Consider the following 25,989-nt stretch of genomic DNA (forward strand, 5'->3'; position numbering starts at 1 on the left):
AAATGATGAATAATAGTGATACAATCATACCTTTCATTATATCACGAATCGACTTGAAAATGAAAAAAATGCCAGAAAAAGATAGCGGTTTCACTTGACAAAAATTGGTCTATACCATATAATAAAAGCATAGAGAAATAGGAGGTCTATCCAATGAAAATTATTGAAGTAAAGGACCAAATTGAGGGTGGAAAAGTTGCCTTTGATATATTGAAAGAAACTTTAAAGGAAGGTGCTCAAACCTTAGGTCTTGCGACTGGAAGCAGTCCCCTTGAGTTTTATAAACAAATTCGTGAAAGTGATTTGGATCTGTCTAATCTAATCAGTGTGAACTTAGATGAATACGTAGGGTTGACGGGAGATGATCCTCAATCTTATCGGTATTTCATGGAGAAAAACCTCTTTGATGCCAAACCATTCAAAGAAAGTTATCTCCCATCAGGTGTAGAAGAATCTGCCGATCAAGAAGTGATCCGTTATAACAAAATACTCGAAGACCATCCAGTGGATCTTCAAATCTTGGGAATCGGACGCAATGGGCATATCGGTTTTAATGAGCCAGGGACATCCTTTGATAGTCAGACCCACTTAGTTCAGTTGGATGCCTCTACCATTGAGGCCAATTCTCGTTTCTTTGATAAGATCGAAGATGTACCAACCCAAGCCATTTCGATGGGGATTGCCAATATCTTAGCTGCGAAATCAATTGTCTTGTTTGCTTATGGGGAATCAAAAGCCCAAGCAATCAAAGGTACAGTAGAGGGTGAAAGGACAGAAAAAGTGCCAGCTAGTGCCCTTCAAGGACATCCAAATGTGACCATTATTGCGGATAAGGAAGCCTTGAGCTTGTTAAGTCGATAAAAAACAGGACCTATCGCCGATTTATTCGGGCCAGATAGGTTTTTTTCTGCTTCAAAATATGGTACAATACAAGTAATTATCTGCTGGGATTAGCTCTTTTCATCTACTGGGAGACAAGAGGAAAGGGCATGAGGGCTAGAAGCTTATTTTAGCCTCCAGCTGATTAGTCTGTTATAAAGGAAAAGTTTATGATAAAAAAATATTTGATCCATATTTGCCTCCTTCTGAGTCTCTTATGCCAGCCAGTTCTAGCGAGTGCGGATGAATTGGTAGATATGGCGCAAAAGATGTATCCAAATGACAATGTCCAAGCTATAAACCGTCCACATTCTTCGCTCATCATTGACGGCAATACGGGAAATGTTCTTTGGAAAGACAATATCGATGAAGCCAGAGATCCGGCCAGCATGAGTAAGCTCATGACGCTCTATCTCTTGTTTGAAGATATGGCAAATGGCAAGATCAGTAAGGATACAGTGATCAAGGCGACCGCTTCAGACCAAGCGATCGGAAAGATCTATGAGATCTCCAACAATAATATTGTTGCTGGAGTAGACTACACCATTCCTGAGTTGATTACCATGACAGTGGTTCCATCTTCAAATGTATCGACCCTCATGTTAGCCAATCTCATGTCCAACAATGATCCAGACGCCTTTATCGAGCGCATGAATGCCAAGGCTAAGGAATTAGGGATGACCAATACAGTCTGGAATAACCCGAGTGGGGCGGCCATCTCCACCTTGCAGGGCTATTATCAGGTCAACAATTATCCAAATGATGCAGCCAACCAGACAACAGCGCGTGATTTAGGGATTCTGGTTTACCATTTCATCAATCAATACCCAGATATTTTAAACTATACCAATCAAGCACAAGTCACGGTCAAAAAAGGGACTCCGTATGAGGAAACCTTTGATACCTACAATTATTCATTGCCAGGAGCCAAGTATGCTTTGAAAGGTGTGGATGGTTTAAAAACTGGATCAAGTCCTCGTGGAGCTTTCAACTATATCGCGACCATCAAACGGGGCAATCAGCGCTTAATTGCTGTCATTATGGGCGTAGGAGATTGGGCAGACCAAGATGGGGAATATTACCGTCACCCGTTTGGCAATGCCTTGATCGAAAAAGCCTATAAAGATTTTGGCTATAAAAAATTGTTAGATGCAGGTGTCCAGAAGATTGACGGCAAGACCTATACACTCGAAAAACCCTTCTATGCAACGGTCAAAAAAGGTGCTAAAGAACCGACCCTTGCGGTAAAAGATGGCTATTTGACAGTAGATAATGATCTCTACACCTTGTCTGAGGGTATCCGAGATGATATGAAGGTGGAAGAAGGATCCAAGCCAGAGCTTGTCAAAGAAACAGTAAGTGGGAAAAAGACAACGGCTAAGCACAGTAAATGGCTTTCGCTGGATCACTTCCTGATCTTGATTCCGATTCTTATTCTTATCATCATTCTTTCGATTGAAAAACAAAGTCGTGAGAGACGCAAAAAAGAGGCTCAAAAGCGCTATAATAAAGAATAAAATAAAACCTAACTGATTGTCAGTTGGGTTTTGTCATTGTCCCATTCCGATATTTTTAGAAAGGATTTAAATGAAAAAATTCCGAAATTCTTATGCGGCTTATATGCTGCTCTATAGTTTTTATTTTATGTCCACATCTCTCTTTACGACCCTTATTTCCGTTTATTTGATGGGAAAGCACTATAGTGCAACTCAAGTGTCGACCTTGGTATCGGTTGCCTTTTTCTTATCCATGGTAGCCCAACCTTTTTTTGGGTATATCAATGAGCGATTTGGAATCGTAAAAATGACGACCCTCAGTCTGAGTGTGATCATTGGTGGTGTCTTCGGTTTTCTTTGGGCCCCCAATCTCTTTTGGCTGACCGTTTTTTATGGGATTGTTCTAGTCTGTTTGAATGGGACAGCTCCCATGATGGAAGTTTTTGCAACGCAAAGTCCATACGCTTTTGGGAAGATTCGCGTCTGGGGAACCATTGGCTACTCGGTCGGTGTCCAAATAGCCGGCTGGGTCTATCATCAGTTTAGCCCCCAAGCTGTCTATTATACGGTTTTGATCACTATTGTATTGAGTCTCTTCTGCCTAAGTGCGGTTCGAATGAAGAAAAAAGAGACAGTCGTAGAAAAGGAAAAACACCCTGTCTCTATTCGTCCTCTTCTTCACAATGGACCTTATCTCTTCTTTATTGTGTTGATTGGGTTGGCTTCAGGGGTTGGAAATATTGGTCATACCTATATTCCTGAGCTACTCATGGATAGTGGTCTACCAGTGCATATTGCCTCAACAGTTGTGGCTGTCTCAGTCGTAGTGGAAGCCCCCTTGATCTTTTTCTCTGATCGATTCATGGACCACTGGCCTTTACGGGTTTTGATCGCTCTTCCAATTGGGATTATTTTCGCTCAATATGCTGTCTATGCTCTTCCAAGTCCTGTCTTCTTAAAAGTGATAATGACTCTCTTAGCCAAGCATACAACAGGGATGGTTTTGATTATGGTCTCCTTACGGTTTATTGCCCAACAGGTGAATGGCAAAGACTTGGTTCTTGCCATGGCCATTGTCCAAGGAGCTCGTTATTTAGGAACCATTCTCTTACAACCCTTCGCAGCCCTCTGTATTGAAAGAGGTGGTTACCAAGTCATGAGTTTCTTTTTAGCAGGGGTAGTAGGGATCGTCTTTTTGCTGAGCTTTGCCTTAAAAATGCCCCAAGGGAAGGCTCACGGCCTTTTTGGTGGCAAAGTAGACTAATGAAATTGTTACAATTGTATGACTAATCATCGAGGAGTTGGACAAAACACTGATTTCACAGTGTTTTGTCCAACTTTTTTGCTATTATTAAGAACTAGTGATTAATTTGACAGTCAAAGTATTCGATGGTAGAATGAGGTAAAATAAATATAAAGGAGACCATTTTATGAAAAAAATGATCTTATCGACAGCTGCTCTTTTGACGATTGTTTCCCTAGCTGCTTGTTCAAACAAACAAGACACAAAGAAGGAAACTTCAAATAGTCAATCAACGACTAAAGTGACGAGCAAATCTGCCAACACTTCAAAAAGCAAGGATACTTCAACAGATTCAGAAGAGACTTCATCTTCTAGCCTCTTAACAGACGCTGAAATCAGCAAGGCTAAAACAGTTGGAGACTTTAAAAAGTTGTTTGCAAAATTAATGGATCAATCTGTTTCTATTACTGAAGAAGCAGGTACTTCTGTGACAGGTTCTGCAAAAGAACAATACGATGCAATGATTAGTACCTTAAAGCAAGGATTAGAAAACCAAAAAGATATCTTTAATGAAGGCTTGGAAAGCATCGGTTCAGATAGCACAGTCGTTCCTAAAGAAGACCGTGAAGCTTTGATAGAAATCTTGAAAGATGCTCGTGAAGAGTTGGAAAGTACTCGTAAAGAAATGAAAGATATGCAGAAAGAATTGAGTAAATCTCCTGTTGCAGATGACGACAGTGATGATTCAGCTTCAGATTCTGAAGAATAAAAAGAAGAAAGGTTGGAATTTCCAGCCTTTTTCCTATTTTTTTTTCGAATGATATAGATGAGGAGGTGGGCCTATGTTTATTGCCATGGATAACAATCAAAAGCGGTGGAACTGTATGGAAGAGATCCCAGCTGTGACAGAAGGTCCCTTCTATTGCTTGGCTTGTCATAGTCCAGTGCGTCTAAAAAATGGCTCGGTTCTACGGGCTCATTTTGCTCATATAAAATTACAGCATTGTCCCTATCATCACGAAGCTGAGAGTTTTGAACATCTGGAATTAAAAGCTTGTCTTTATGATTGGGCCTCTAAGGAATCTCATACAGAAGTAGAAAGTTATTTAGCAGACTTTCAACAAATTGCCGATCTTTTGGTAGTAGACAAGAACTTAGCTTTGGAAGTGCAGTGCAGCTCCTTATCTTTAGAACGCTTGAAGGAGAGGAGCGATGCTTATCGATCCCACGGTTACCATGTCTATTGGTTACTTGGTAAAAAGTTGTGGCTCAAGGAAAGACTAACAAAGCTACAGGCTGGCTTTCTTTATTTTAGTCAGAATCGAGGGTTCCATCTTTGGGAATTGGATCTGACAAAGAAAGAGCTACGTCTGCAATACCTCATCCATGAGGATTTACGAGGGCGATTGCATTATCAAACAGAAATTTTCCCTTTTGGCCAAAGGTCCTTACTGGAAGTCTTACGGACCCCTTACCTTTCGCAGCCCATGCAGCATATGGCAGTCGAGCTCGATCGTACATTTTTAACGTATATACAGCAGCAACTCTTTTATCGTCACCCAAAGTGGCTGAAGCTTCAGGAAGAACTCTATATGCAGGGACACCATCTGATGGAACTGGGGCTAGATTTCTTTTATCCTCTTTGTCGTCCGATCCTTTCACAGAACTTGCTCCAAATTAAAGAGGATGTAGAAGGTTACTACCAGCAATTTATGACCTATTATCAGTCGCAAGGGATCCAACCCGTTCAGATCCTTTATCCCCCACGTTTTTATGCTCAACAGAAAAGCTAACTTTCTAAGATAGAAATCCTCCCGAAATGTTCATTTTTATGCTAAAATAGTACCATTGGAGGATTAATCGAAATGGTAAAACAACGTAATGAAATTGATGAAAAATACCAATGGGATTTGTCGACAATTTTTGCGACAGATCAAGCTTGGGAAGAAGAAGCAGCTAGCTTAGCTGCAGATATTAAAGCAGCAAGTCACTATGCTGGTCATTTGTTGGATTCAGCGCAAACACTTTTGGATACAACCAATGCATATTTGGAATTGAGCCGTCGCTTAGAAAAGGTCTACGTCTATGCCCATATGAAAAATGACCAAGACACACGAGTGGCTAAATACCAAGAGTACCAATCAAAAGGGATGTCTCTTTATAGCTTGTTGGGTGAAACATTTGCCTTCTATGAGCCTGAATTCATGGCCATTACGGATGAGCAGTACAAGGCCTTTGTGAGTGAGGTTCCGGCCTTGGAACAATATGGTCATTATTTTGATCGTTTGCTAGAGAAGAAAGAACATGTCTTGTCTCAAAAAGAAGAGGAATTACTTGCAGGAGCTGGTGAGATCTTTGCGGCTGGTGGTGAAACCTTTGAAATATTGGACAATGCAGATATTGTTTTCCCAACTGTGCATGATGACAAGGGCGAAGAAGTTCAATTAACCCATGGAAACTATATTTCTTTGGTAGAATCAAAAGATCGTGCCGTTCGTAAAGAAGCTTACGAAGGTCTCTACAAGGTCTATGAACAGTACCAACATACCTATGCTAAAACCTTGCAAACCAATGTGAAAGTTCACAACTTTAATGCCAAAGTTCGTAAATTCTCATCTGCCCGTGAAGCGGCCCTTTCTGAAAACTTTGTACCAGAAAGTGTTTATGATAGCTTGGTAGCAGCTGTGAACAAACACTTGCCACTCTTGCAACGCTATGTGCAATTGCGTTCAAAAATTCTTGGAATCTCAGACTTGAAGATGTACGATATGTATACGCCATTATCCGATACAGACTACAAGTTTACCTATGAAGAATCATTGGCCAAAGCAGAAGAAGTCTTGGCTGTTTTGGGTGAGGACTACCTTTCTCGTGTAAAACGTGCCTTCAGCGAACGGTGGATTGATGTGCATGTCAACCAAGGGAAACGCTCAGGTGCCTATTCAGGTGGTTCTTATGATACCAATGCCTTCATGTTGTTGAACTGGCAAGATACATTGGATAATCTCTTCACCTTGGTGCATGAAACTGGTCACAGTATGCATTCTAGCTATACTCGTGAAACCCAGCCGTATGTCTATGGGGACTATTCTATCTTCCTTGCTGAAATCGCCTCTACAACCAATGAAAATATCCTAACCGAACGTCTGTTAGAAGAAGTAGAAGACGATGCAACTCGCTTTGCTATTTTGAATCACTTCTTGGATGGCTTCCGTGGAACCGTCTTCCGTCAAACCCAGTTTGCCGAATTTGAGCATGCCATTCATAAAGCAGACCAAGAAGGTACGGTATTGACTAGTGAGTTCTTGAACAACCTTTATGCAGAGCTCAATGAAAAATACTATGGTCTTTCAAAAGAAGACAACCCTGAGATCCAATATGAATGGGCTCGGATTCCTCACTTCTACTATAACTACTATGTCTTCCAATATTCAACAGGTTTTGCAGCAGCTTCAGCCTTAGCTGAAAAGATTGTTCATGGAACACAAGAAGATCGTGATAAATATATCGACTACTTGAAAGCTGGAAATTCTGATTATCCACTCAATGTCATCCGCAAAGCAGGTGTGGATATGGAAAAAGAAGACTACTTGGACGCAGCCTTTGCGGTCTTTGAACGTCGGTTGAATGAATTTGAAGCCCTAGTAGAAAAATTAGGACTCGCATAAGATGGTAGAGTCTTATAGTAAAAATGCCAACCACAATATGCGCCGGCCAGTGGTTAAAGACGAGATCGTTGACTTTATGCGCACGCGTCAAAAACCGGTAGCAGGTGCCTTGGAGGAGTTAGAAGCATTCGCCCGCAAGGAAAATATTCCGATTATTCCGCATGAAACGGTAGCTTACTTTAGACTACTCTTGCAAGCCCTACAACCAAAGAAAATCCTTGAAATTGGGACGGCAATTGGATTTTCAGCGCTCTTAATGGCCGAAAATGCTCCCGATGCACAAATTACCACTATTGATCGGAATGAAGAGATGATTGGCTTTGCCAAGGAAAATCTGGCTAAATACGATCAGAGAAAACAAATCACCTTGCTTGAAGGAGATGCAGTAGATGTTTTGCAGGATTTGACAGAGACCTATGACTTTGTCTTCATGGACTCTGCTAAGTCTAAGTACATCGTCTTTTTGCCACGAATTCTCGAACTCTTAGAGGTTGGGGGAGTCGTGGTATTGGATGATATTTTCCAAGGAGGAGATGTTGCCAAGGACATCATGGAAGTGCGTCGTGGGCAACGAACCATTTACCGGGGGCTTCAGAACCTCTTTAATGCGACTCTCAATCATCCAGATTTGACCGCTAGTTTGGTGCCACTTGGAGATGGTATTTTAATAATTCGGAAAAATGCAGAGACGGTAACTTTGCCAGATCCTAGCTCTTTTTAGGTAAATTTAAGGTATTCTCTCTAATTTGTGGTAAAATAGAAGAAGTTTAAAAAGGAACGGAGAATAATTTTCATGAAGAAAAAACTTGTAGCGGGTGCTGTGACCTTGCTATCAGTCGTAACACTAGCAGCCTGTGCCAATGGCACAAACAAAGATGTCGTGACCATGAAAGGGGACACGATCACAGTTTCTGATTTCTATAATGAAATCAAAACTAACCAAGGTGCTCAACAAGTTCTTTTCCAAATGACCATCAATAAAGTCTTTGAAAAAGAATATGGATCAAAAGTTTCTGATAAAGAAGTCGATAAAGAATTGGCTAAACAAAAGAAACAATTGGGGAACCGATTCGATGCTTACTTGGCGCAACAAGGCTTGACGGAAGAAACAGCGAAGAAACAAATCCGTAGCAATATGTTGTTAGAATATGCAGTCAACCAAGCTGCTAAGAAAGATATCAAAGAGTCTGACTACAAGGCGGCTTTTGAATCTTACACACCAGAAGTAACAGCACAAATTATCAAGTTAGATTCAGAAGACAAAGCAAAAGAAGTGTTGGAAGCAGCTAAAGCGGAAGGTGCAGACTTTGCCCAAATCGCCAAAGACAATTCAACAGATACTACTACAAAAGACAAAGGTGGCGAAGTTAAGTTCGATTCAGGAACAGCAGATATTCCATCTCAAGTCAAAGAAGCTGCCTTTAAGTTGGATGAAAATGGGATTTCAGATGTGATCACAGTTTCAGCAGGTCAAAACTATTCTGCTAGCTACTATATTGTCAAATTGAATAAGAAGACAGAAAAAGGTTCTGACTGGAAGAAATACGAAAAACGTTTGAAAGAGATCATTGTTGACGGTCGTAAGCAAGATACCAACTACATCCGTAGCATTATTGCAAAAGCGATGACCAATGCCAATATCAAGGTCAAAGATGATGCCTTCAAATCAACATTTAACCAATATTTGCAAAATATCGGTGTTCAAACGAGCGATAGCAGCTCATCATCTAAAAAATAGTTGACGGTTCCTTTTGGAACTTGTATAATGAAATAGTTGAGAATAAATCATTGTTACTCGGAATCAGAGAAGTGGCGGGGGTGCGAGCCATGGAAGAGAAATGATTTTGCTACTCGGCTGAGACAATTGCATACAAAATGAAGAATGACAAGTTCATTGAATGAAGGTGGTACCGCGGTTTTTCGCCCTTCGTTTAGTGGCTTGTCTTTTGTTTGTGGGCAGTTGTCTGGAGCTTTTTAAAGGAGATCAAAAGATGCGAACCTATCAAGTGAAACAAAAATTTCGATTGGGTGGCGAGCGGTTCGATATCAAAGATGAGTTGGGAAATGTTGAGTACCAGGTTGAGGGATCTTTTCTTAAGATTCCCAAGACTTTTACCATCTATGATAAGAATGGACAAGAAGTGAGCCACATTACTAAAAAAACAATCAGCTTTCTTCCCAAATTTGTGGTTGAGTTGAAGGATGGGGACCGCTTTTTTATCCATAAAAAACTGACGCTCTTTAGAGACAAATACGATATCGAAGATTTGGGACTGAGGGTACAAGGAAATATCTGGGACCTAGAATTCAAATTGTTTGATGATCGGGATCAAATCGTCGCTGAGATTAGCAAGGAACTCTTTCATCTAACCTCTACCTACCAAGTATCGGTGTATGAGGATGAATACGCTGATTTAGTCATCTCACTTTGTGTCGCCATCGATTATGTCGAAATGTTAGAAGCTAGCGCAAATTAATCTTAAAGAAATTAGGAGACAAATATGAAACAATTATCTAGTGCACAAGTCCGCCAAATGTGGCTTGATTTCTGGGCAAGCAAAGGCCACTCTGTAGAACCATCTGTTAGCTTGGTTCCAGTAAACGATCCAACCCTTTTGTGGATCAACTCAGGGGTTGCCACTCTTAAAAAATACTTCGATGGAACTATCAAACCTGAAAATCCACGGATTACCAATGCTCAAAAAGCCATCCGTACCAACGATATCGAAAACGTAGGGAAAACTGCCCGTCACCATACCATGTTTGAAATGTTGGGGAACTTCTCTATCGGAGACTACTTCCGTGATGAAGCCATTACGTGGGCTTATGAGCTTTTGACAAGCCCGGAATGGTTTGATTTCCCTAAAGACAAACTTTACATGACCTATTATCCTGACGACAAGGATTCATACAACCGTTGGATTGCTGTTGGTGTGGATCCAAGTCACTTGATTCCAATCGAAGACAACTTCTGGGAAATCGGTGCGGGACCTTCTGGACCAGATACAGAAATCTTCTTTGACCGTGGAGAAGCCTTTGACCCTGAAAATATCGGTCTTCGTCTGCTTGCAGAAGATATCGAAAACGACCGTTACATCGAAATTTGGAACATTGTCTTGTCACAATTTAACGCTGACCCTGCTGTTCCTCGTAGCGAATACAAGGAATTGCCACACAAGAACATTGATACGGGTGCTGGTTTGGAACGTTTGGTAGCCGTTATCCAAGGGGCGAAGACCAACTTTGAAACAGACCTCTTCATGCCAATCATCCGTGAAGTGGAAAAGATGTCTGGTAAAACCTATGATCCAGATGGCGATAACATGAGCTTCAAGGTGATTGCTGACCACATCCGTTCGCTTTCATTTGCGATTGGAGATGGGGCTCTTCCAGGTAATGAAGGACGCGGTTACGTTCTTCGTCGTCTCCTCCGTCGTGCTTCCATGCATGGTCAAAAATTGGGGATCGAAGGAACCTTCTTGTATAAATTGGTTCCAACTGTTGGGAAGATCATGGAAAGCTACTACCCAGAAGTACTTGAAAAACAAGACTTCATCGAGAAAATTATCAAGAGTGAAGAAGAATCATTTGCTCGTACCTTGAACTCTGGTCAACACTTTGCCCAAACTATCGTTGAAGACTTGAAAGCCAAAGGTCAAACAGTGATTGATGGTCAAGATGTCTTTAAACTTTATGATACATACGGATTCCCAGTAGAGTTGACAGAAGAAATCGCTGAAGAAGCTGGAATGACAGTCGATCGTGAAGGTTTTGAAGCAGCCATGAAGGAACAACAAGAACGTGCGCGTGCATCAGCTGTTAAAGGCGGATCCATGGGTATGCAAAATGAAACCCTTCAAAACATTACAGTTGAAAGTAGATTTAACTATAATGCTAGTCAATTGCCTTCTAAGTTGGTGGCTATCGTAGCGGATAATGCAGAAGTAGAAGCTGTTTCAGAAGGAACTGCATCACTGATCTTTGCAGAAACTCCATTCTACGCTGAAATGGGTGGACAAGTTGCGGACCATGGTCAAATCTTGGATGCTGCAGGAAATGTTGTAGCGACTGTGACAGACGTTCAAAAAGCACCAAATGGACAACCACTCCATACTGTTGAAGTTCTTGCTCCTCTTGCTTTGAACCAAGAATACACCTTGGCGATCGATACCAATCGTCGTCATCGTGTCATGAAGAACCACACTGCAACTCACTTGCTCCATGCGGCTCTTCACAATATCCTTGGTAACCACGCAACCCAAGCAGGATCTCTCAATGAAGTAGAATTCCTTCGCTTTGACTTTACCCACTTCCAAGCTGTGACTCCAGAAGAATTGCGTGCTATTGAGCAACAAGTCAATGAAAAGATTTGGGAAGCGATCGCAGTCGAAACGATTGAAACAGATATCGATACTGCTAAAGAAATGGGAGCCATGGCCCTCTTTGGTGAAAAATACGGTAAAGAAGTCCGTGTTGTCACTATCGGTGATTACTCTGTTGAGCTCTGTGGTGGTACCCACGTAGGCAATACTTCTGAAATTGGTCTCTTCAAGATTGTCAAAGAAGAAGGGATCGGATCAGGAACTCGTCGTATCTTAGCAGTAACTGGTAAGGAAGCCTTCGAAGCATACCGTGAACAAGAAGACGCACTGAAAGCAGTCGCAGCAACCTTGAAAGCACCTCAACTCAAAGAAGTCCCTCACAAGGTGGAAGGTCTTCAAGAACAACTCCGTCAATTGCAAAAAGAAAATGCAGAATTGAAGGAAAAAGCAGCAGCAGCTGCAGCAGGCGATGTCTTCAAGAATGTTCAAGAAGCAAACGGCCATCGTTACATTGCCAGCCAAGTTTCTGTTTCAGACGCAGGTGCTCTTCGTACCTTTGTAGATAACTGGAAACAAAAAGACTACTCTGATGTGCTTGTTCTTGTCGCAGCCATTGGTGACAAGGTAAACGTCCTTGTAGCCAGCAAGACAAAAGAGGTCCATGCAGGTAATGTGATCAAAGAATTAGCTCCAATCGTCGATGGACGTGGTGGTGGTAAACCAGACATGGCCATGGCAGGAGGAAGCAACCAAGCGAAAATCCAAGAATTGTTGGATGCCGTATCAGGTAAATTGTAATAATCGGAGAGGTTGGATGTTTGTCCAACCTCTTTTTTCAAAAAAGAAGCAGATCCAATTAGAAAAAAATTGCAACAAAAAAACCTTTCCAAACGGAAAGGTTTTTGTCTTATAATCCGTAGTTGTAATCGTCATCCTGCATGGCTTCTACTTCACCGAGAAGGTAACCATTTCCGACTTGAGAGAAGAAGTCGTGGTTAGAGGTACCGGTTGAGATTCCGTTCATGACGATTGGGTTAACGTCATCTGCTGAGTCTGGGAAAAGCGGATCTTGTCCCAAGTTCATGAGGGCTTTATTAGCGTTGTAGCGAAGGAAGGTCTTGACTTCCTCAGTCCAGCCCACACCGTCATAGAGGCTCTCTGTGTAACCTTCTTCATTCTCATAGAGGGTGTAGAGAAGATCATACATCCACTCTTTGAGTTTCTCTTGTTCTTCTTCTGGTAATTCGTTAAAACCAAGTTGGAACTTGTAGCCGATATAGGTTCCGTGAACTGATTCGTCCCGAATGATCAACTTGATGATTTCAGCTACGTTAGCCAATTTGTTGTTTCCAAGGTAGTAGAGCGGTGTGAAGAAACCAGAGTAGAAGAGGAAGGTTTCAAGGAAAACGCTGGCTACTTTCTTTTCAAGAGGAGTCCCATTGAGGTAGATTTCATTGATGATCTCTGCCTTCTTTTGAAGGTAAGGATTGGTATTGGTCCATTCGAAAATCTCTTCGATTTCTGACTTGGTATTCAAAGTTGAAAAGATAGAAGAGTAGGATTTTGCATGGACAGATTCCATAAATTGGATATTGTTAAAGACAGCTTCTTCATGGGGAGTACGAATATCCGCACGAAGGGCTTGCACACCCGTTTCGGATTGCATGGTATCCAAGAGTGTCAATCCACCAAAGACTTTACCAACTAGGTCTTTTTCTTTATTCGACAACTTTCTCCAGTCATCCAAGTCGTTTGACAAAGGGATACGTGTATCCAACCAGAATTGTTCGGTTAGCTTTTCCCAAGTCGATTTATCGATGACATCCTCGATGGCATTCCAGTTAATGGCTTTGTAGTAAGTTTCCATTTGAAATCTCTTTCTTTTTCTAATTCATTCGATCATACAATCATTATTATTCTAACACAATTGTTAGAATACTGCACAAAAAGTCGGCGAACCGACTTTTTAGTAGCAATGGATCAGAGTGTCTTAGATGACACAGCTTTCACATTGGTTGGCGCCAACTTCTCCACCATCATCTGTAAAGGTACGGACGTAGTAGATAGACTTGATACCCTTGTTAAAGGCGTAGTTCCGAAGGATAGACAAGTCACGAGTGGTTTGTTTGTTTTCAGTTTTCCATTCGTAAAGACCTTTTGGAATATCGCTGCGCATAAAGAGAGTCAGTGAAAGACCTTGGTCTACATGCTCAGTTGCGGCAGCATAGACATCGATGACTTTTCGCATATCCATGTCGTAGGCAGAAGTGTAGTAAGGAATCGTTTCCGTTGACAATCCTGCTGCAGGGTAGTAGATCTTACCGATTTTTTTCTCTTGGCGTTCTTCAATCCGTTGTGTAATTGGGTGGATAGAAGCAGATACGTCATTGATGTAGCTGATAGATCCATTTGGTGCGACAGCTAAGCGGTTTTGGTGGTAAAGACCATCTGCCTTGACTTTATCACGAAGTTCTGCCCAGTCTTCTGCACTAGGAATGAAGATGTCTTTAAAGAGCTCTTTGACGCGATCAGATTTTGGTACAAATTCTCCAGTCGTGTACTTATCAAAGTAAGTACCGTTGGCATAGTCTGATTTTTCGAAGTTGTGGAAGGTAACGCCACGTTCACGCGCGATGTTGTTTGATTCTACGAGAGTCCAGTAGTTCATGAGCATGAAGTAGATACTTGTGAACTCAATAGACTCAGGTGATCCGTATTCGATCAATTGTTGGGCAAGGTAGCTGTGAAGTCCCATGGCTCCAAGACCAAAGGTATGCGCTTGGCTGTTTCCGTGGTCGATAGTTGGAACGGCCACGATATGAGAGCTATCGGTGACGAAGGTCAAAGCACGAACCATAGCACGAATCGAACGTCCAAAATCAGGTGAGGTCATCATGTTGACTACGTTGGTTGAACCAAGGTTACATGAGACGTCAGTTCCCATTTTAATGAATTCTTGAGCATCGTTGATTAAGCTTGGTTCTTGAACCTGGAGGATTTCTGAACACAAGTTACTCATGATGATTTTTCCATCAACTGGGTTTGCCCGGTTAGCAGTATCAATGTTGACTACATATGGATAGCCAGATTCTTGTTGCAATTTAGAAATTTCAGTTTCCAAATCACGTGCCTTAATTTTTGTCTTGCGGATATTTGGATTAGCAACCAATTCATCGTATTTTTCAGTGATGTCGATGTAGTTGAATGGTACTCCGTATTCACGCTCTACAGAGTAAGGGCTAAAGAGGTACATCTCTTCATTCTTACGAGCCAACTCGTAGAACTTATCTGGCACGACGACACCAAGTGAAAGAGTCTTCACCCGAACTTTTTCATCAGCATTTTCTTTCTTAGTAGAAAGGAAGGCGATGATGTCTGGGTGGAAGACGTTGAGGTAAACCACACCAGCCCCTTGGCGTTGTCCCAATTGGTTAGAGTAAGAGAAGCTATCTTCAAAGAGTTTCATAACAGGTACGACCCCAGAAGCGGCTCCTTCATACCCTTTGATTGGTGCTCCAGCTTCACGAAGGTTGCTGAGAGAAATCCCAACCCCACCACCGATACGTGAAAGTTGAAGGGCAGAGTTGATGGAGCGTCCGATCGCATTCATATCATCGGTTACTTGGATCAAGAAACACGAAACCAATTCCCCACGGCGGGCACGTCCAGCGTTTAAGAAAGAAGGAGTAGCTGGTTGGTAGCGTTGGTGGATAATTTCGTTTGCGATGTCTCGCGCGATAGATTCATTTCCATCTGCAAAATAGAGAGCATTGAAGAAGACACGGTCTTCCATGCTTTCAAGATAGTATTCTCCATCATTTGTTTTCAAAGCGTATTGGTTATAGAATTTGTAGGCCGCCATGAAGGACTTGAATTGGAAGTTTTGATCTTTGATAAATTGGGCCAATTCCTCTAAAAATTCAGGACGGTATTTCTCGATAAAAGCTCTCTCAATGTAATTGTGCTCGAGAAGGTACTGAATCTTGTCTGTAATCGAGTCAAAGGTTTTAGTATTTGGTACAACATTTTCTTTAAAGAACGCATCCAAAGCTTCTTTATCTTTATGAAGCATGATTTGGCCGTTTACTGGACGGTTGATTTCATTGTTAAGACGAAAATACGTCACATCTTCAAGAGATTTTAATCCCATAATAATCCTTTTCTAGTTCAAAAAAATGAAGAGGAGAAGTCCTCTCTTTCCAAGTAAAAAGTCTAGTGTTAGGTTGCTAACGCTAGACCCTATTTAAGCAAAATACTGTGTTTATTAAGAAAGTTTCTTCAACTTAGCTGGTTGAAAACCAGAAAATACTTCATCCGGTGTTTGAATAACTGGAGCAGCATTGAAGCCAAGGTTCTTAACATGCTCTACAAATTCTGGCTGTTCATCTAAGTTAATTTCGCGGTATTCCACATGATTGCTATCGAGGAATCGCTTGGTCATTTTGCATTGAACACAATTATTTTTTGAATAAATGGTTACCATTTCTTTTCCTTTCTCCTATCGAAATATAAATCTGTAAACAGTATAAACAAAATCCAGCAACTTGTCAACAAAATAAAACTAAATATTGTGCAAAGAGATGAAATGGAGTTTTCAAAGCACAATATATTGTGGTGAGTGAAAAATGTGAAAATCGAAGAAATGGGATAGGAATAGGCTTTAAAGCATCTTTAATTAGTTATAATTTTTTGGTGAATCAACATCCTGTGGTTCAACTGCTTCTTTTCATTGAAAGCGGAGGAAAATGTTACTTATAATATAGTAGAAAATTGAAAAGATATTTTCTCTGTTCTTCAGGTGCTTCTTAAAATGTATCTAAATTGGGATTTTTCGCAGTCTTTTTCTGTAAGTCAGTGATAAAAATCTTGAAAAAAATTTCAAAAGATGATATAATACCAAATTGTAAGGGTTATCAAAAGGTAACTCAAAAACTATTTTTAAAAAGGAGAGTCAAACTATGGCTTCTAAAGATTTCCACATCGTGGCAGAAACAGGTATCCACGCACGTCCAGCAACTTTGTTGGTTCAAACTGCTAGCAAATTTGCTTCAGATATTACTCTTGAATACAAAGGTAAATCAGTTAACTTGAAATCAATCATGGGTGTTATGAGCCTTGGTGTTGGTCAAGGAGCAGACGTTGTAATCTCTGCAGAAGGTGCTGACGCTGATGATGCTATCGCAGCTATCTCAGAAACAATGACTAAAGAAGGATTGGCTTAAAAATATGACAAAAATGCTAAAAGGAATTGCAGCATCTGACGGTGTTGCCGTTGCTAAGGCATATTTGCTCATTCAACCAGACTTATCATTTGAGACTGTTTCAGTCGAAGATACAAGTGCAGAAGAAGCTCGTTTGGATGCAGCTCTTGAAGCTTCACAAAACGAGCTTTCTCTTATTCGGGAGAATGCAGTAGCAAGCCTTGGTGAAGAAGCAGCGCAAGTTTTTGATGCGCATATGATGGTTCTTGCTGACCCTGAAATGATTGGTCAGATCAAAGAAACAATTCGTACGAAAAAAATCAATGCAGAAGCTGGCTTGAAAGAAGTCACTGACATGTTCATTGCGATCTTTGAAGGAATGGAAGACAATCCTTACATGCAAGAACGTGCAGCAGATATTCGTGACGTTACCAAACGTGTCCTTGCCAACTTGCTTGGTAAAAAATTGCCAAACCCTGCTTCTATCAATGAAGAAGCAATCGTGGTTGCGCATGACTTGACTCCATCTGATACAGCACAGTTGAACAAAAAGTATGTAAAAGCTTTTGTTACGAATATCGGTGGACGTACCAGTCACTCAGCTATCATGGCTCGTACACTTGAAATCGCAGCTGTTCTTGGTACAAATAACATCACAGAACTTGTCAAAGAAGGCGATGTTTTGGCTGTTTCAGGGATCACTGGTGAAGTAGTGATCAACCCTACTGAAGAACAAATTGCAGAGTTCAAAGCAGCTGGTGAAGCTTATGCTAAACAAAAAGCTGAATGGGCTCTCCTTAAAGATGCGAAAACAGTGACTGCTGATGGAAAACACTTCGAGTTGGCTGCCAACATCGGTACACCTAAAGACGTTGAAGGTGTGAACGATAATGGTGGAGAAGCTGTTGGTCTCTATCGTACAGAATTCTTGTACATGGATTCTCAAGACTTCCCAACTGAAGATGACCAATATGAAGCCTACAAAGCAGTTCTTGAAGGCATGAATGGTAAACCTGTGGTTGTTCGTACAATGGATATCGGTGGGGATAAAGAACTTCCTTACTTCGACCTTCCTAAAGAAATGAACCCATTCTTGGGTTACCGTGCTTTGCGTATTTCTATCTCTGAAACTGGTAACCAAATGTTCCGTACACAATTGCGTGCCTTGCTTCGTGCATCTGTTCACGGTAAATTGCGGATCATGTTCCCAATGGTTGCTTTGTTAACTGAGTTCCGTACGGCTAAAGGTATTCTTGAAGAAGAAAAGGCTAAATTGCTTGCGGAAGGTGTTGCTGTTGCAGACGATATCCAAGTAGGGATCATGATTGAAATCCCAGCTGCAGCAATGCTTGCGGATCAATTTGCTAAGGAAGTTGATTTCTTCTCAATCGGTACAAATGACTTGATCCAATACACAATGGCTGCTGACCGTATGAACGAACAAGTTTCATACCTTTACCAACCATATAACCCATCTATCCTTCGTTTGATCAACAACGTGATCAAAGCGGCTCACGCTGAAGGCAAATGGGCTGGTATGTGTGGTGAAATGGCCGGTGACCAAACTGCCGTTCCACTTCTTGTCGGAATGGGCTTGGATGAGTTTTCTATGTCAGCGACATCTGTCCTTCGTACACGTAGCTTGATGAAGAAACTCGACACAGCTAAAATGCAAGAATACGCTAACCGTGCTCTTACTGAATGTTCAACAATGGAAGAAGTTCTTGAACTTTCAAAAGAATACGTGAACGTAGACTAAGAATTCAACAAGACTAAGACAAATCTGTCTTAGTCTTTTTTTACATTGTTCATAAAAATGTTCATTTTATTCGTAATAAACTAGTTAGTAATAAAAATAGTGATTTAAATGTTCGGTTTTTGTTTGATTTTCCTCGTATATATAGTATAATCGTAAGTAAGATAAGGAGGATGACCAAGGAAGGATCGAAAAGGTTCGGGAAAGAAAATGGAAAAAATTTTCCTGATAATTTTACATGATTTTACAGGAATCAACTTGAAAATTAAGTGATTTTATAGTAGAATAATATCAAATAGAAAACGCTTTCAAAAAAGCAAAGAGGTGAGTATATGGATAGAAGCACAGACTTATGGACATTTGGAAGAGGGGATAATTTCCATCTTCAAGAGTACTTAGGAGCTCACAAGGAAACAAGGGGAGAACAAGAAGGCTTTACCTTCCGTGTTTGGGCTCCCAATGCTCAGGCGGTGGATCTGATTGGTGATTTCACTGATTGGGAAGCTCGTAAAATTCCAATGGTTCGTAATGAAGGAGGCGTCTGGGAAGTCTTCTGTTCCGATGCAAAAGAGGGAGATATATACAAGTATTTGGTGACTCGACAAAATGGTCATCAGGTGCAAAAAATCGATCCTCTAGCGTTATGGATGGAAAAACGACCCAATACAGGATCTATTATTAAGACCATTCCAGAGAAAAACTGGAAAGATGGTCTCTGGAGAGCACGCCGTAAAAAACTTGGTTTTAAGGAACGACCTGTTAATATTTACGAGGTTCATGCAGGATCTTGGAAACGAAATGAGGATCACAGTTCCTACACCTTCAAACAACTAAAAGATGAACTCATTCCGTATCTGGTAGAGATGAACTACACCCACGTGGAATTTATGCCAGTGATGGCCCATCCATTGGGCTTGAGTTGGGGCTATCAGCTCATGGGATATTTTGCACTCGAGCAGACTTATGGTAGCCCAGAAGAGTTTCAAGACTTCGTGGAAGAATGCCACCTCAACAATATCGGAGTGATCGTGGATTGGGTACCAGGACATTTCATTATCAATGATGATGCCTTGGCTTATTATGATGGAACACCAACCTTTGAATACCAGGATGAACATCGTGCCCATAACTACGGATGGGGAGCCTTGAACTTCGATTTAGGGAAGAATCAAGTCCAGTCATTCTTGATTTCTAGTTTGAAGTTTTGGATTGATACCTATCATTTAGATGGGATTCGGGTCGATGCTGTGAGCAATATGCTCTATCTTGACTACGATAGTGGTCCATGGACACCAAATATTGATGGTGGAAACCTCAACTACGAAGGCGTTCATTTCCTTAGACGGTTGAATGCGATTATCAAGAACGAACACCCAGATGTCATGATGATTGCAGAAGAAAGTTCTGCTGGTCAAAAGATCACGGGTCCTGAAGAAGAAGGTGGACTTGGCTTTGACTATAAATGGAATATGGGGTGGATGAATGATATCCTTCGATTCTACGAAGAAGATCCCATCTACCGGAAATTTGACTTTAACCTGGTAACCTTTAGTTTCATGTATGCATTTTCTGAAAACTTCTTACTACCATTTTCACACGATGAAGTGGTGCATGGTAAGAAGAGTTTGATGCATAAGATGTGGGGAGATCGTTACAATCAATTTGCTGGACTCCGTAACCTTTTGACTTATCAGATTTGCCATCCAGGAAAAAAATTACTCTTTATGGGTTCGGAATTTGGTCAATTTTTGGAATGGAAGTCAGAAGAGCAACTGGAATGGGGCAATCTAGAGGATGAAATGAATGCTAAGATGAGTCGTTTCACTTCTCAGCTCAATCATTTCTACAAGGAACACAAGGAATTGTGGGAGATTGATGATAGCTTTGATGGCTTAGAGATTATTGATGCAGATAACCGGGATCAGAGCGTCTTGTCTATGGTCCGGAAAAATCGTAAGGGCGATCTTTTGGTGTGCGTTTTCAATATGGCACCAGTAGAACGCAAGGACTTTACGATTGGTGTGCCTGTATCAGCGGTCTATGAAGAAATTTGGAATACAGAATTAGAAGAATGGGGAGGTGTCTGGAAAGAGCACAATCCGACAGTTCAGTCTCAAGAGGGACTGTGGAAGGATTATGAACAAACCTTGACCTTTACTTTGCCGGCTTTAGGAGCTAGTATTTGGAAGGTGAAACGCAAGGTGCGTAAGACAAAATCTAAAACATCAGATAAGAAATGACGATCGGTTGACTCTATGGGAGTCCAGGCTTTAAAAAGAGGAAGTAGTCAATGAAGAATGAAATGCTCGCTTTAATTCTTGCCGGTGGGCAAGGAACACGTCTTGGAAAATTAACCAAAAACATCGCAAAACCTGCGGTTCAATTTGGTGGGCGCTATCGGATTATCGATTTTGCGCTATCAAACTGCGCCAACTCAGGAATTCACAATGTTGGTGTGATTACACAGTACCAGCCACTTGCCCTTAACAGCCATATTGGGAATGGTTCCAGCTGGGGCTTGGATGGAATCAATACGGGTGTGTCTATTCTCCAACCTTATTCAGCTAGTGAAGGAAATCGTTGGTTTGAAGGAACTAGCCATGCCATCCTCCAAAACATCGACTATATCGACAGCATCAATCCGGAATATGTCTTGATATTATCTGGGGACCACATCTATAAGATGGATTACGATGATATGCTTCAAGCGCACAAGGATAATAATGCAAGCTTAACTGTTGCCGTCCTAGATGTACCTTTGAAGGAAGCAAGCCGTTTTGGAATCATGAATACAGATGCCAATAATCGGATTGTCGAATTTGAAGAAAAACCAGCTGAACCAAAATCTACCAAGGCTTCCATGGGGATTTACATCTTTGACTGGGCTCGTCTCCGCAATATGTTGGTTGCTGCTGAAAAGAGTGATATCGATATGTCAGACTTCGGTAAAAATGTCATTCCAACGTATCTAGAATCAGGCGAAAGTGTTTATGCTTATGAATTCAATGGTTATTGGAAAGACGTTGGTACGATTGAGTCTCTTTGGGAAGCCAATATGGAATATATCGATCCAAATAATGCCTTGGATAGTCGCGATCGTCACTGGAAAATCTATTCACGCAACCTCATTTCTCCACCGAACTTCTTTGGGGAACATGGCCACGTCGAAGATTCTCTTGTCGTCGACGGTTGTTCGGTAGACGGTACAGTCAAACACTCCATCTTATCAACAGAAGCTCAAGTTCGTGAAGGAGCAGTTGTCGAAGATGCTGTCGTGATGAGCAATGCCATTATCGGTAAAGGAGCTGTCGTGAAACGCGCGATTATCGGGGAAGGTGCAGTCATTGCAGAAGGTGTCGTGATTGATGGAACAGAGGAAGTACAAGTTGTCGGTTACAATGAAAAAGTGGGGGTAGCAACAGATGAAGATTGATAAATATTCAGCCATTTTAGGAAATACAGTTGGGTATCATGATATGTCCACTTTGACTAGCCATCGTCCGGTAGCATCCCTACCGTTTGATGGGAAATACCGCTTAATCGACTTCCCGTTGTCTAGTCTTGCGAATGCTGGTATTCGTAGTGTTTTTGGGATTTTCCAACAAGAAAATATTAGTTCGGTCTTTGACCATATTCGTTCAGGTCGTGAGTGGGGCTTGTCTACTTTATTGAGCCACTATTATCTCGGAATCTATAATACTCCAGTTGAAAATACAACGGTAGGGCCAGAATATTACCAACAATTGTTGACCTATTTGAAACGGTCTGGTTCCAACCAAACGGTTGCTTTGAACTGTGATGTCTTGATGAATATTGACCTCAATCAAGTTTTCCACTTGCATAATAGCGTTGACCGTCCGATTACAGTGGTTTATAAGAAGTTGCATCTTCAAAATATCTCTGAAGTCAATGCTGTCTTGAAAATTGATGAAACAGACCATGTTACAGAGCAAAGACTTTTTGATGGCAAGGATCCTGACGAAGTCTACAACATGTCAACAGATGTCTTTATTGTGGACACTCCTTGGTTGATTGAAAAAATTGAAGAAGAAGCCAAGAAAGAATACCCACAAAAATTGCGCTATATCTTGCGTGATTTGGCAGTGGAATACAATGCTTTTGCCTTTGAATATACAGGCTACCTTGCCAATATTCATTCAGTGGAATCCTACTACCATGCAAACTTGGATATGTTGGAAAACCAAAAATTCATGAAGCTCTTTTCACCAAATCAAAAAGTGTATACGAAAGTGAAGAATGAAGAACCAACGTATTATTCCAAGACTTCACATATTAAATCGTCTCAATTTGCTTCGGGTAGTATTGTAGAAGGAACCGTTGAACGCTCCGTTGTTTCACGTCGGGTACACCTTCATCAAGGTTCAGAGGTCCGCAGTAGTCTTCTCTTCCCTGGTGTTGTGATTCATGAAAATGCAATCGTCGAACATGCCATCCTGGATAAGGGTGTCGAAGTGGCTGCTGGTGTGACGATTCGTGGGACAGAAGAAGCACCTGTCGTGGTTAAAAAAGGAACGATTGTTACAGAGGATATTGTCTAATGAAACTATTATTTGTTGCAGCTGAAGGAGCACCGTTTTCTAAAACAGGTGGTTTGGGAGACGTTATTGGCGCTCTTCCTAAATCCTTAGCGAAAAGTGGTCATGATGTGCGCGTGATCCTCCCTTACTATGATATGGTAGAGGCTAAGTTTGGAGATCAAATCGAAGATGTCTTGCATTTTGAGACCAAGGTTGGCTGGAGAAGTCAATATGTTGGTGTGAAACGCATTGTGCGCGATGGAGTCACCTTTTACTTTATTGATAACCAACATTATTTCTTTAGAGGTCATGTGTATGGTGACTTCGATGATGGCGAACGCTTTGCCTTCTTCCAGCTCGCGGCCTTAGAAACGATGGAACGAGTTGACTTCATTCCAGATGTTCTTCATGCCCATGATTACCATACGGCGATGATTCCTTTCTTGCTGAAGGAAAAATACCGTTGGATTCAAGCTTATCATGGAATTAAGACAGTATTGACCATCCATAATTTGGAATTCCAAGGTCAGTTCGACCCAGGAATGTTGTGGGATCTTTTCGGAGTTGGATTTGAACGCTATGCAGATGGAACACTTCGATGGAATGATTGCCTGAACTGGATGAAAGCCGGCATTCTATATGCTGACCGTGTGACAACTGTTTCTCCTAGCTATGCGCATGAGATTATGACTGCTGAATATGGTTGTGGCTTGGATCAGATCCTTCGGATGGAGTCTGGCAAGGTGACCGGAATTGTTAACGGGATTGATGCAGATCTGTATAATCCTGAAACGGATCCACTCTTGACGTATCACTTCAGTCTCTCAGATCTTTCAGGTAAAGCAGCTAGTAAACGAGCTCTTCAAGAACGTGTCGGTCTACCTGTTCGCGATGATGTTCCTTTGTTTGGGATCGTCTCTCGTTTGACACGTCAAAAAGGCTTTGACGTGGTGGTAGAAGAGTTGCATCAACTCTTGCAAAAGGATATTCAGATTGTCTTGCTCGGTACAGGAGATCCTGGATTTGAAAATGCCTTTGCTTGGTTTGGTCAAGCCTACCCAGATAAACTTTCAGCGAATATCACATTTGATGTCCAATTGGCCCAAGAAATCTATGCAGCGTCGGATGTCTTCTTGATGCCAAGCCGTTTTGAACCGTGTGGTCTTTCTCAAATGATGGCCATGCGTTATGGAACCCTTCCTTTAGTGCATGAAGTCGGCGGACTTCGAGATACGGTCCAACCGTATAATGCTGTTGATGGAAGTGGAACAGGCTTTAGTTTCAATAATTTGTCTGGCTATTGGTTTAACTGGGCAGTTGATGAAGCCTTGGCTGTCTACTACAATGACAAACAGGCTTGGTATGGTCTCCAAGAGCAAGCTATGACGCGTGACTTCTCATGGGATACGGCTAGTCAACGATACAATGATTTGTACCAATCCTTATAAATAGATCTATAATACAAACGCCTTTCGAGGCGTTTTTTGTGTTGCTTTCTTCCTATAAAGAAAACGGTTTATTTTTTTGAGTTTTAGAGCTTGCTAAAATAGAAGAAAAAAGATAAGATAGGTAAAGGTAAAAAATCCCGGGAAGGTTCTTATTTCTGGAAAGGATCCCATCCTCTCTAAAAATAATCAGGTCCCTGCTCGAGGGTTAAATATTACTATATAGGAATTTTAGGATGAAAAAAGCGAAACAAACGTTTGAAAAAATGACCAAATATTCGATTCGGAAATTAACTGTCGGTGTTGGTCCGGTGGCCATTGGAGCCTTTTTATTAGGAGGAAGCTTGTTAGGAGCTCGTCCTGTCCAAGCTGATCAGATGACTCTACCTGCTCATGTTCACTTAGGATATGTGACAGAAGAAGAGCTGACTGCTGAAGAAAAAGCACAGGTGATTCATGCAATCCCTGAAGAGTATCAAAATGAAGATACTTTCTATCTCGTCTATAAGAAGAAGGAAGCAATTCAGTCGGTTCTTCCTCAAACAGGAAGTCAGGAAGTCGCCCTTTTTGGGCTAAGTCTAGCCACAGCTTCCTTTGCGGTCCTCTTACTCTCTAAAAAGCACCGGAAGAAGGTCATGGGCGTCCTTTTGATTGGAGCCATGGGACAAAGTCTTCTACTTCCAGTTGAAGTCGCAGCCCTACAAAATCAAGTTTTGCGCGCCTATAATCAGGATCTTGCGATCGCATCGAGCAAAGATCTTGCAAATGGCGTGATTCAAATTGACGGTTATGACTATATTGGTTATCTGCGCTACCCGTCAGTCCAAAAGACGAGCTTACGAGAGCCAAAGGCTATGCAGGAAACGAAACCTTCTGTAGAAGGAACGATCAAAACAAGTACAGGTATTCCACAAGTGGAAGCACAAGCTCGTGTGACCCCAGAAGTCTCTCCAGCCTTTCCTCAAGTTGAAAAACCAAGCCTGGAAGTCTCTACTGAGCCTGTGCCATTTGAAACTGTCAAACAAGCTGATCCTACATTACCTAAAGGGCAAACCAAGGTGCTGACTGCTGGTCAAAATGGGGAGCGGACCCTATTGACAGAAGTGAGTGTGGTAGATGGACAAGAAGTTCGCAGAGTCGTTGAAAGCAAGGTCACTAAAGAACCAGTTTCACAAATTCTTGCTGTTGGGACAAAAGAAGATGCCCAACCAACCCCTCAACCCAATCCTTCTCCAGTTGTAACGGCTAAGGGGACACAAGAAGAAGGTCATGTCGGTGAAGCTCCTGTTCAACCGGAGAAGCCAACCTATACAGGTGTGGTGGAAGATAAAGGAACACAGGAAGAAGGCCATATCGGCGAAGCTCCTGTTCAACCAGAGAACCCAGCCTATACAGGTGTGGTGGAAGCTAAGGGAACACAGGAAGAAGGCCATGTCGGCGA

The 25,989-nt window shown here is 41.6% G+C and carries 20 protein-coding genes; 17 read left to right on the plus strand and 3 right to left on the minus strand.

Annotation, left to right across the window (positions count from 1 at the left end; translation table 11 throughout):
• Positions 1-153 precede the first annotated feature (153 nt).
• The 10 genes from HMPREF2918_RS07880 to alaS all read left to right on the plus strand — a co-directional run bounded on the left by HMPREF2918_RS07880 (position 154) and on the right by alaS (position 12,406).
• Positions 154-861, plus strand: a complete 708-nt coding sequence (locus HMPREF2918_RS07880) for a glucosamine-6-phosphate deaminase (RefSeq protein ID WP_003006372.1) — start codon at positions 154-156, stop codon at positions 859-861.
• A 188-nt stretch (positions 862-1,049) separates the two neighbouring features.
• On the plus strand, positions 1,050-2,396 hold the full coding sequence (locus HMPREF2918_RS07885; protein ID WP_070595146.1) for a DUF1958 domain-containing protein: 1,347 nt from the start codon (positions 1,050-1,052) through the stop codon (positions 2,394-2,396).
• A 70-nt stretch (positions 2,397-2,466) separates the two neighbouring features.
• Entirely contained in the window at positions 2,467-3,639 is a 1,173-nt protein-coding gene (locus HMPREF2918_RS07890; protein ID WP_070595148.1) for an MFS transporter, read from the plus strand.
• Positions 3,640-3,805: 166 nt separating this feature from the next.
• Positions 3,806-4,387, plus strand: a complete 582-nt coding sequence (locus HMPREF2918_RS07895) for an LptM family lipoprotein (RefSeq protein WP_070595150.1) — start codon at positions 3,806-3,808, stop codon at positions 4,385-4,387.
• Between the two features lie 73 nt (positions 4,388-4,460).
• Positions 4,461-5,411: a competence protein CoiA family protein gene (locus HMPREF2918_RS07900; RefSeq protein ID WP_070595152.1), complete on the plus strand. Its 951-nt coding sequence runs from the start codon at positions 4,461-4,463 to the stop codon at positions 5,409-5,411.
• 72 nt (positions 5,412-5,483) lie between these two features.
• Positions 5,484-7,286, plus strand: coding sequence for an oligoendopeptidase F (gene pepF, locus HMPREF2918_RS07905; protein ID WP_031573459.1), 1,803 nt, complete (start codon positions 5,484-5,486; stop codon positions 7,284-7,286).
• A gap of 1 nt (position 7,287) precedes the next feature.
• Positions 7,288-8,007 carry an O-methyltransferase gene (locus HMPREF2918_RS07910; RefSeq protein ID WP_070595154.1) on the plus strand — a complete coding sequence of 240 codons (720 nt, stop codon included), beginning with the start codon at positions 7,288-7,290 and terminating at the stop codon, positions 8,005-8,007.
• 72 nt (positions 8,008-8,079) lie between these two features.
• Positions 8,080-9,024, plus strand: a complete 945-nt coding sequence (prsA, locus tag HMPREF2918_RS07915) for a peptidylprolyl isomerase PrsA (RefSeq protein ID WP_070595156.1) — start codon at positions 8,080-8,082, stop codon at positions 9,022-9,024.
• Positions 9,025-9,277: 253 nt separating this feature from the next.
• Entirely contained in the window at positions 9,278-9,763 is a 486-nt protein-coding gene (locus tag HMPREF2918_RS07920; RefSeq protein WP_023917679.1) for an LURP-one-related/scramblase family protein, read from the plus strand.
• Positions 9,764-9,787: 24 nt separating this feature from the next.
• On the plus strand, positions 9,788-12,406 hold the full coding sequence (gene alaS, locus HMPREF2918_RS07925; RefSeq protein ID WP_070595158.1) for an alanine--tRNA ligase: 2,619 nt from the start codon (positions 9,788-9,790) through the stop codon (positions 12,404-12,406).
• 109 nt (positions 12,407-12,515) lie between these two features.
• Here alaS and nrdF read toward each other — a convergent pair whose 3' ends face one another.
• The 3 genes from nrdF to nrdH form a co-directional block, all read right to left on the minus strand.
• Positions 12,516-13,475 (minus strand): class 1b ribonucleoside-diphosphate reductase subunit beta, encoded by a 960-nt coding sequence (gene nrdF, locus HMPREF2918_RS07930; RefSeq protein ID WP_070595160.1) that lies wholly within the window; start codon positions 13,473-13,475, stop codon positions 12,516-12,518.
• A gap of 123 nt (positions 13,476-13,598) precedes the next feature.
• Positions 13,599-15,758 (minus strand): class 1b ribonucleoside-diphosphate reductase subunit alpha, encoded by a 2,160-nt coding sequence (gene nrdE / locus HMPREF2918_RS07935; protein WP_070595162.1) that lies wholly within the window; start codon positions 15,756-15,758, stop codon positions 13,599-13,601.
• Positions 15,759-15,872: 114 nt separating this feature from the next.
• Positions 15,873-16,091 carry a glutaredoxin-like protein NrdH gene (gene nrdH / locus HMPREF2918_RS07940; RefSeq protein ID WP_003006408.1) on the minus strand — a complete coding sequence of 73 codons (219 nt, stop codon included), beginning with the start codon at positions 16,089-16,091 and terminating at the stop codon, positions 15,873-15,875.
• A 475-nt stretch (positions 16,092-16,566) separates the two neighbouring features.
• Between nrdH and HMPREF2918_RS07945 the strand changes: the two genes are divergently transcribed.
• The 7 genes from HMPREF2918_RS07945 to HMPREF2918_RS11695 form a co-directional block, all read left to right on the plus strand.
• Positions 16,567-16,830, plus strand: a complete 264-nt coding sequence (locus HMPREF2918_RS07945) for a phosphocarrier protein HPr (protein ID WP_003006411.1) — start codon at positions 16,567-16,569, stop codon at positions 16,828-16,830.
• Between the two features lie 4 nt (positions 16,831-16,834).
• Positions 16,835-18,568 carry a phosphoenolpyruvate--protein phosphotransferase gene (ptsP, locus tag HMPREF2918_RS07950; protein WP_070595164.1) on the plus strand — a complete coding sequence of 578 codons (1,734 nt, stop codon included), beginning with the start codon at positions 16,835-16,837 and terminating at the stop codon, positions 18,566-18,568.
• Between the two features lie 329 nt (positions 18,569-18,897).
• Positions 18,898-20,805, plus strand: a complete 1,908-nt coding sequence (glgB, locus tag HMPREF2918_RS07955; protein ID WP_070595166.1) for a 1,4-alpha-glucan branching protein GlgB — start codon at positions 18,898-18,900, stop codon at positions 20,803-20,805.
• Between the two features lie 50 nt (positions 20,806-20,855).
• Positions 20,856-21,998: a glucose-1-phosphate adenylyltransferase gene (locus HMPREF2918_RS07960; protein WP_014713084.1), complete on the plus strand. Its 1,143-nt coding sequence runs from the start codon at positions 20,856-20,858 to the stop codon at positions 21,996-21,998.
• Positions 21,988-23,124 carry a glucose-1-phosphate adenylyltransferase subunit GlgD gene (glgD, locus tag HMPREF2918_RS07965; RefSeq protein WP_003006422.1) on the plus strand — a complete coding sequence of 379 codons (1,137 nt, stop codon included), beginning with the start codon at positions 21,988-21,990 and terminating at the stop codon, positions 23,122-23,124. Before HMPREF2918_RS07960 ends, glgD begins: the two co-directional genes overlap by 11 nt.
• A complete protein-coding gene (gene glgA, locus HMPREF2918_RS07970) occupies positions 23,124-24,551 on the plus strand; it encodes a glycogen synthase GlgA (RefSeq protein ID WP_003006424.1) in 1,428 nt (475 codons plus the stop codon). Before glgD ends, glgA begins: the two co-directional genes overlap by 1 nt.
• A 233-nt stretch (positions 24,552-24,784) precedes the next feature.
• Positions 24,785-25,989, plus strand: a 1,205-nt coding sequence (locus HMPREF2918_RS11695) for a G5 domain-containing protein (protein WP_256263208.1), incomplete at its 3' end; no start/stop codon positions are given.

The organism is Streptococcus sp. HMSC065C01 (genome assembly GCF_001813525.1).
Lineage (GTDB): Bacteria > Bacillota > Bacilli > Lactobacillales > Streptococcaceae > Streptococcus > Streptococcus parasanguinis_V.

What these genes read in the sequence shown, in the direction of transcription:
- HMPREF2918_RS07890 (WP_070595148.1), top strand. Translation starts at nt 2,467, where the DNA reads ATGAAAAAATTCCGAAATTCTTATGCGGCTTATATGCTGCTCTATAGT.
- nrdH (WP_003006408.1), bottom strand. Translation starts at nt 16,091, where the DNA reads ATGGTAACCATTTATTCAAAAAATAATTGTGTTCAATGCAAAATGACC.
- HMPREF2918_RS07885 (WP_070595146.1), top strand. Translation starts at nt 1,050, where the DNA reads ATGATAAAAAAATATTTGATCCATATTTGCCTCCTTCTGAGTCTCTTA.
- HMPREF2918_RS07960 (WP_014713084.1), top strand. Translation starts at nt 20,856, where the DNA reads ATGAAGAATGAAATGCTCGCTTTAATTCTTGCCGGTGGGCAAGGAACA.
- alaS (WP_070595158.1), top strand. Translation starts at nt 9,788, where the DNA reads ATGAAACAATTATCTAGTGCACAAGTCCGCCAAATGTGGCTTGATTTC.
- HMPREF2918_RS07880 (WP_003006372.1), top strand. Translation starts at nt 154, where the DNA reads ATGAAAATTATTGAAGTAAAGGACCAAATTGAGGGTGGAAAAGTTGCC.
- glgD (WP_003006422.1), top strand. Translation starts at nt 21,988, where the DNA reads ATGAAGATTGATAAATATTCAGCCATTTTAGGAAATACAGTTGGGTAT.
- prsA (WP_070595156.1), top strand. Translation starts at nt 8,080, where the DNA reads ATGAAGAAAAAACTTGTAGCGGGTGCTGTGACCTTGCTATCAGTCGTA.
- glgA (WP_003006424.1), top strand. Translation starts at nt 23,124, where the DNA reads ATGAAACTATTATTTGTTGCAGCTGAAGGAGCACCGTTTTCTAAAACA.
- ptsP (WP_070595164.1), top strand. Translation starts at nt 16,835, where the DNA reads ATGACAAAAATGCTAAAAGGAATTGCAGCATCTGACGGTGTTGCCGTT.
- HMPREF2918_RS07920 (WP_023917679.1), top strand. Translation starts at nt 9,278, where the DNA reads ATGCGAACCTATCAAGTGAAACAAAAATTTCGATTGGGTGGCGAGCGG.
- HMPREF2918_RS07900 (WP_070595152.1), top strand. Translation starts at nt 4,461, where the DNA reads ATGTTTATTGCCATGGATAACAATCAAAAGCGGTGGAACTGTATGGAA.
- HMPREF2918_RS07895 (WP_070595150.1), top strand. Translation starts at nt 3,806, where the DNA reads ATGAAAAAAATGATCTTATCGACAGCTGCTCTTTTGACGATTGTTTCC.
- pepF (WP_031573459.1), top strand. Translation starts at nt 5,484, where the DNA reads ATGGTAAAACAACGTAATGAAATTGATGAAAAATACCAATGGGATTTG.
- HMPREF2918_RS07945 (WP_003006411.1), top strand. Translation starts at nt 16,567, where the DNA reads ATGGCTTCTAAAGATTTCCACATCGTGGCAGAAACAGGTATCCACGCA.
- HMPREF2918_RS07910 (WP_070595154.1), top strand. Translation starts at nt 7,288, where the DNA reads ATGGTAGAGTCTTATAGTAAAAATGCCAACCACAATATGCGCCGGCCA.
- glgB (WP_070595166.1), top strand. Translation starts at nt 18,898, where the DNA reads ATGGATAGAAGCACAGACTTATGGACATTTGGAAGAGGGGATAATTTC.
- nrdE (WP_070595162.1), bottom strand. Translation starts at nt 15,758, where the DNA reads ATGGGATTAAAATCTCTTGAAGATGTGACGTATTTTCGTCTTAACAAT.
- nrdF (WP_070595160.1), bottom strand. Translation starts at nt 13,475, where the DNA reads ATGGAAACTTACTACAAAGCCATTAACTGGAATGCCATCGAGGATGTC.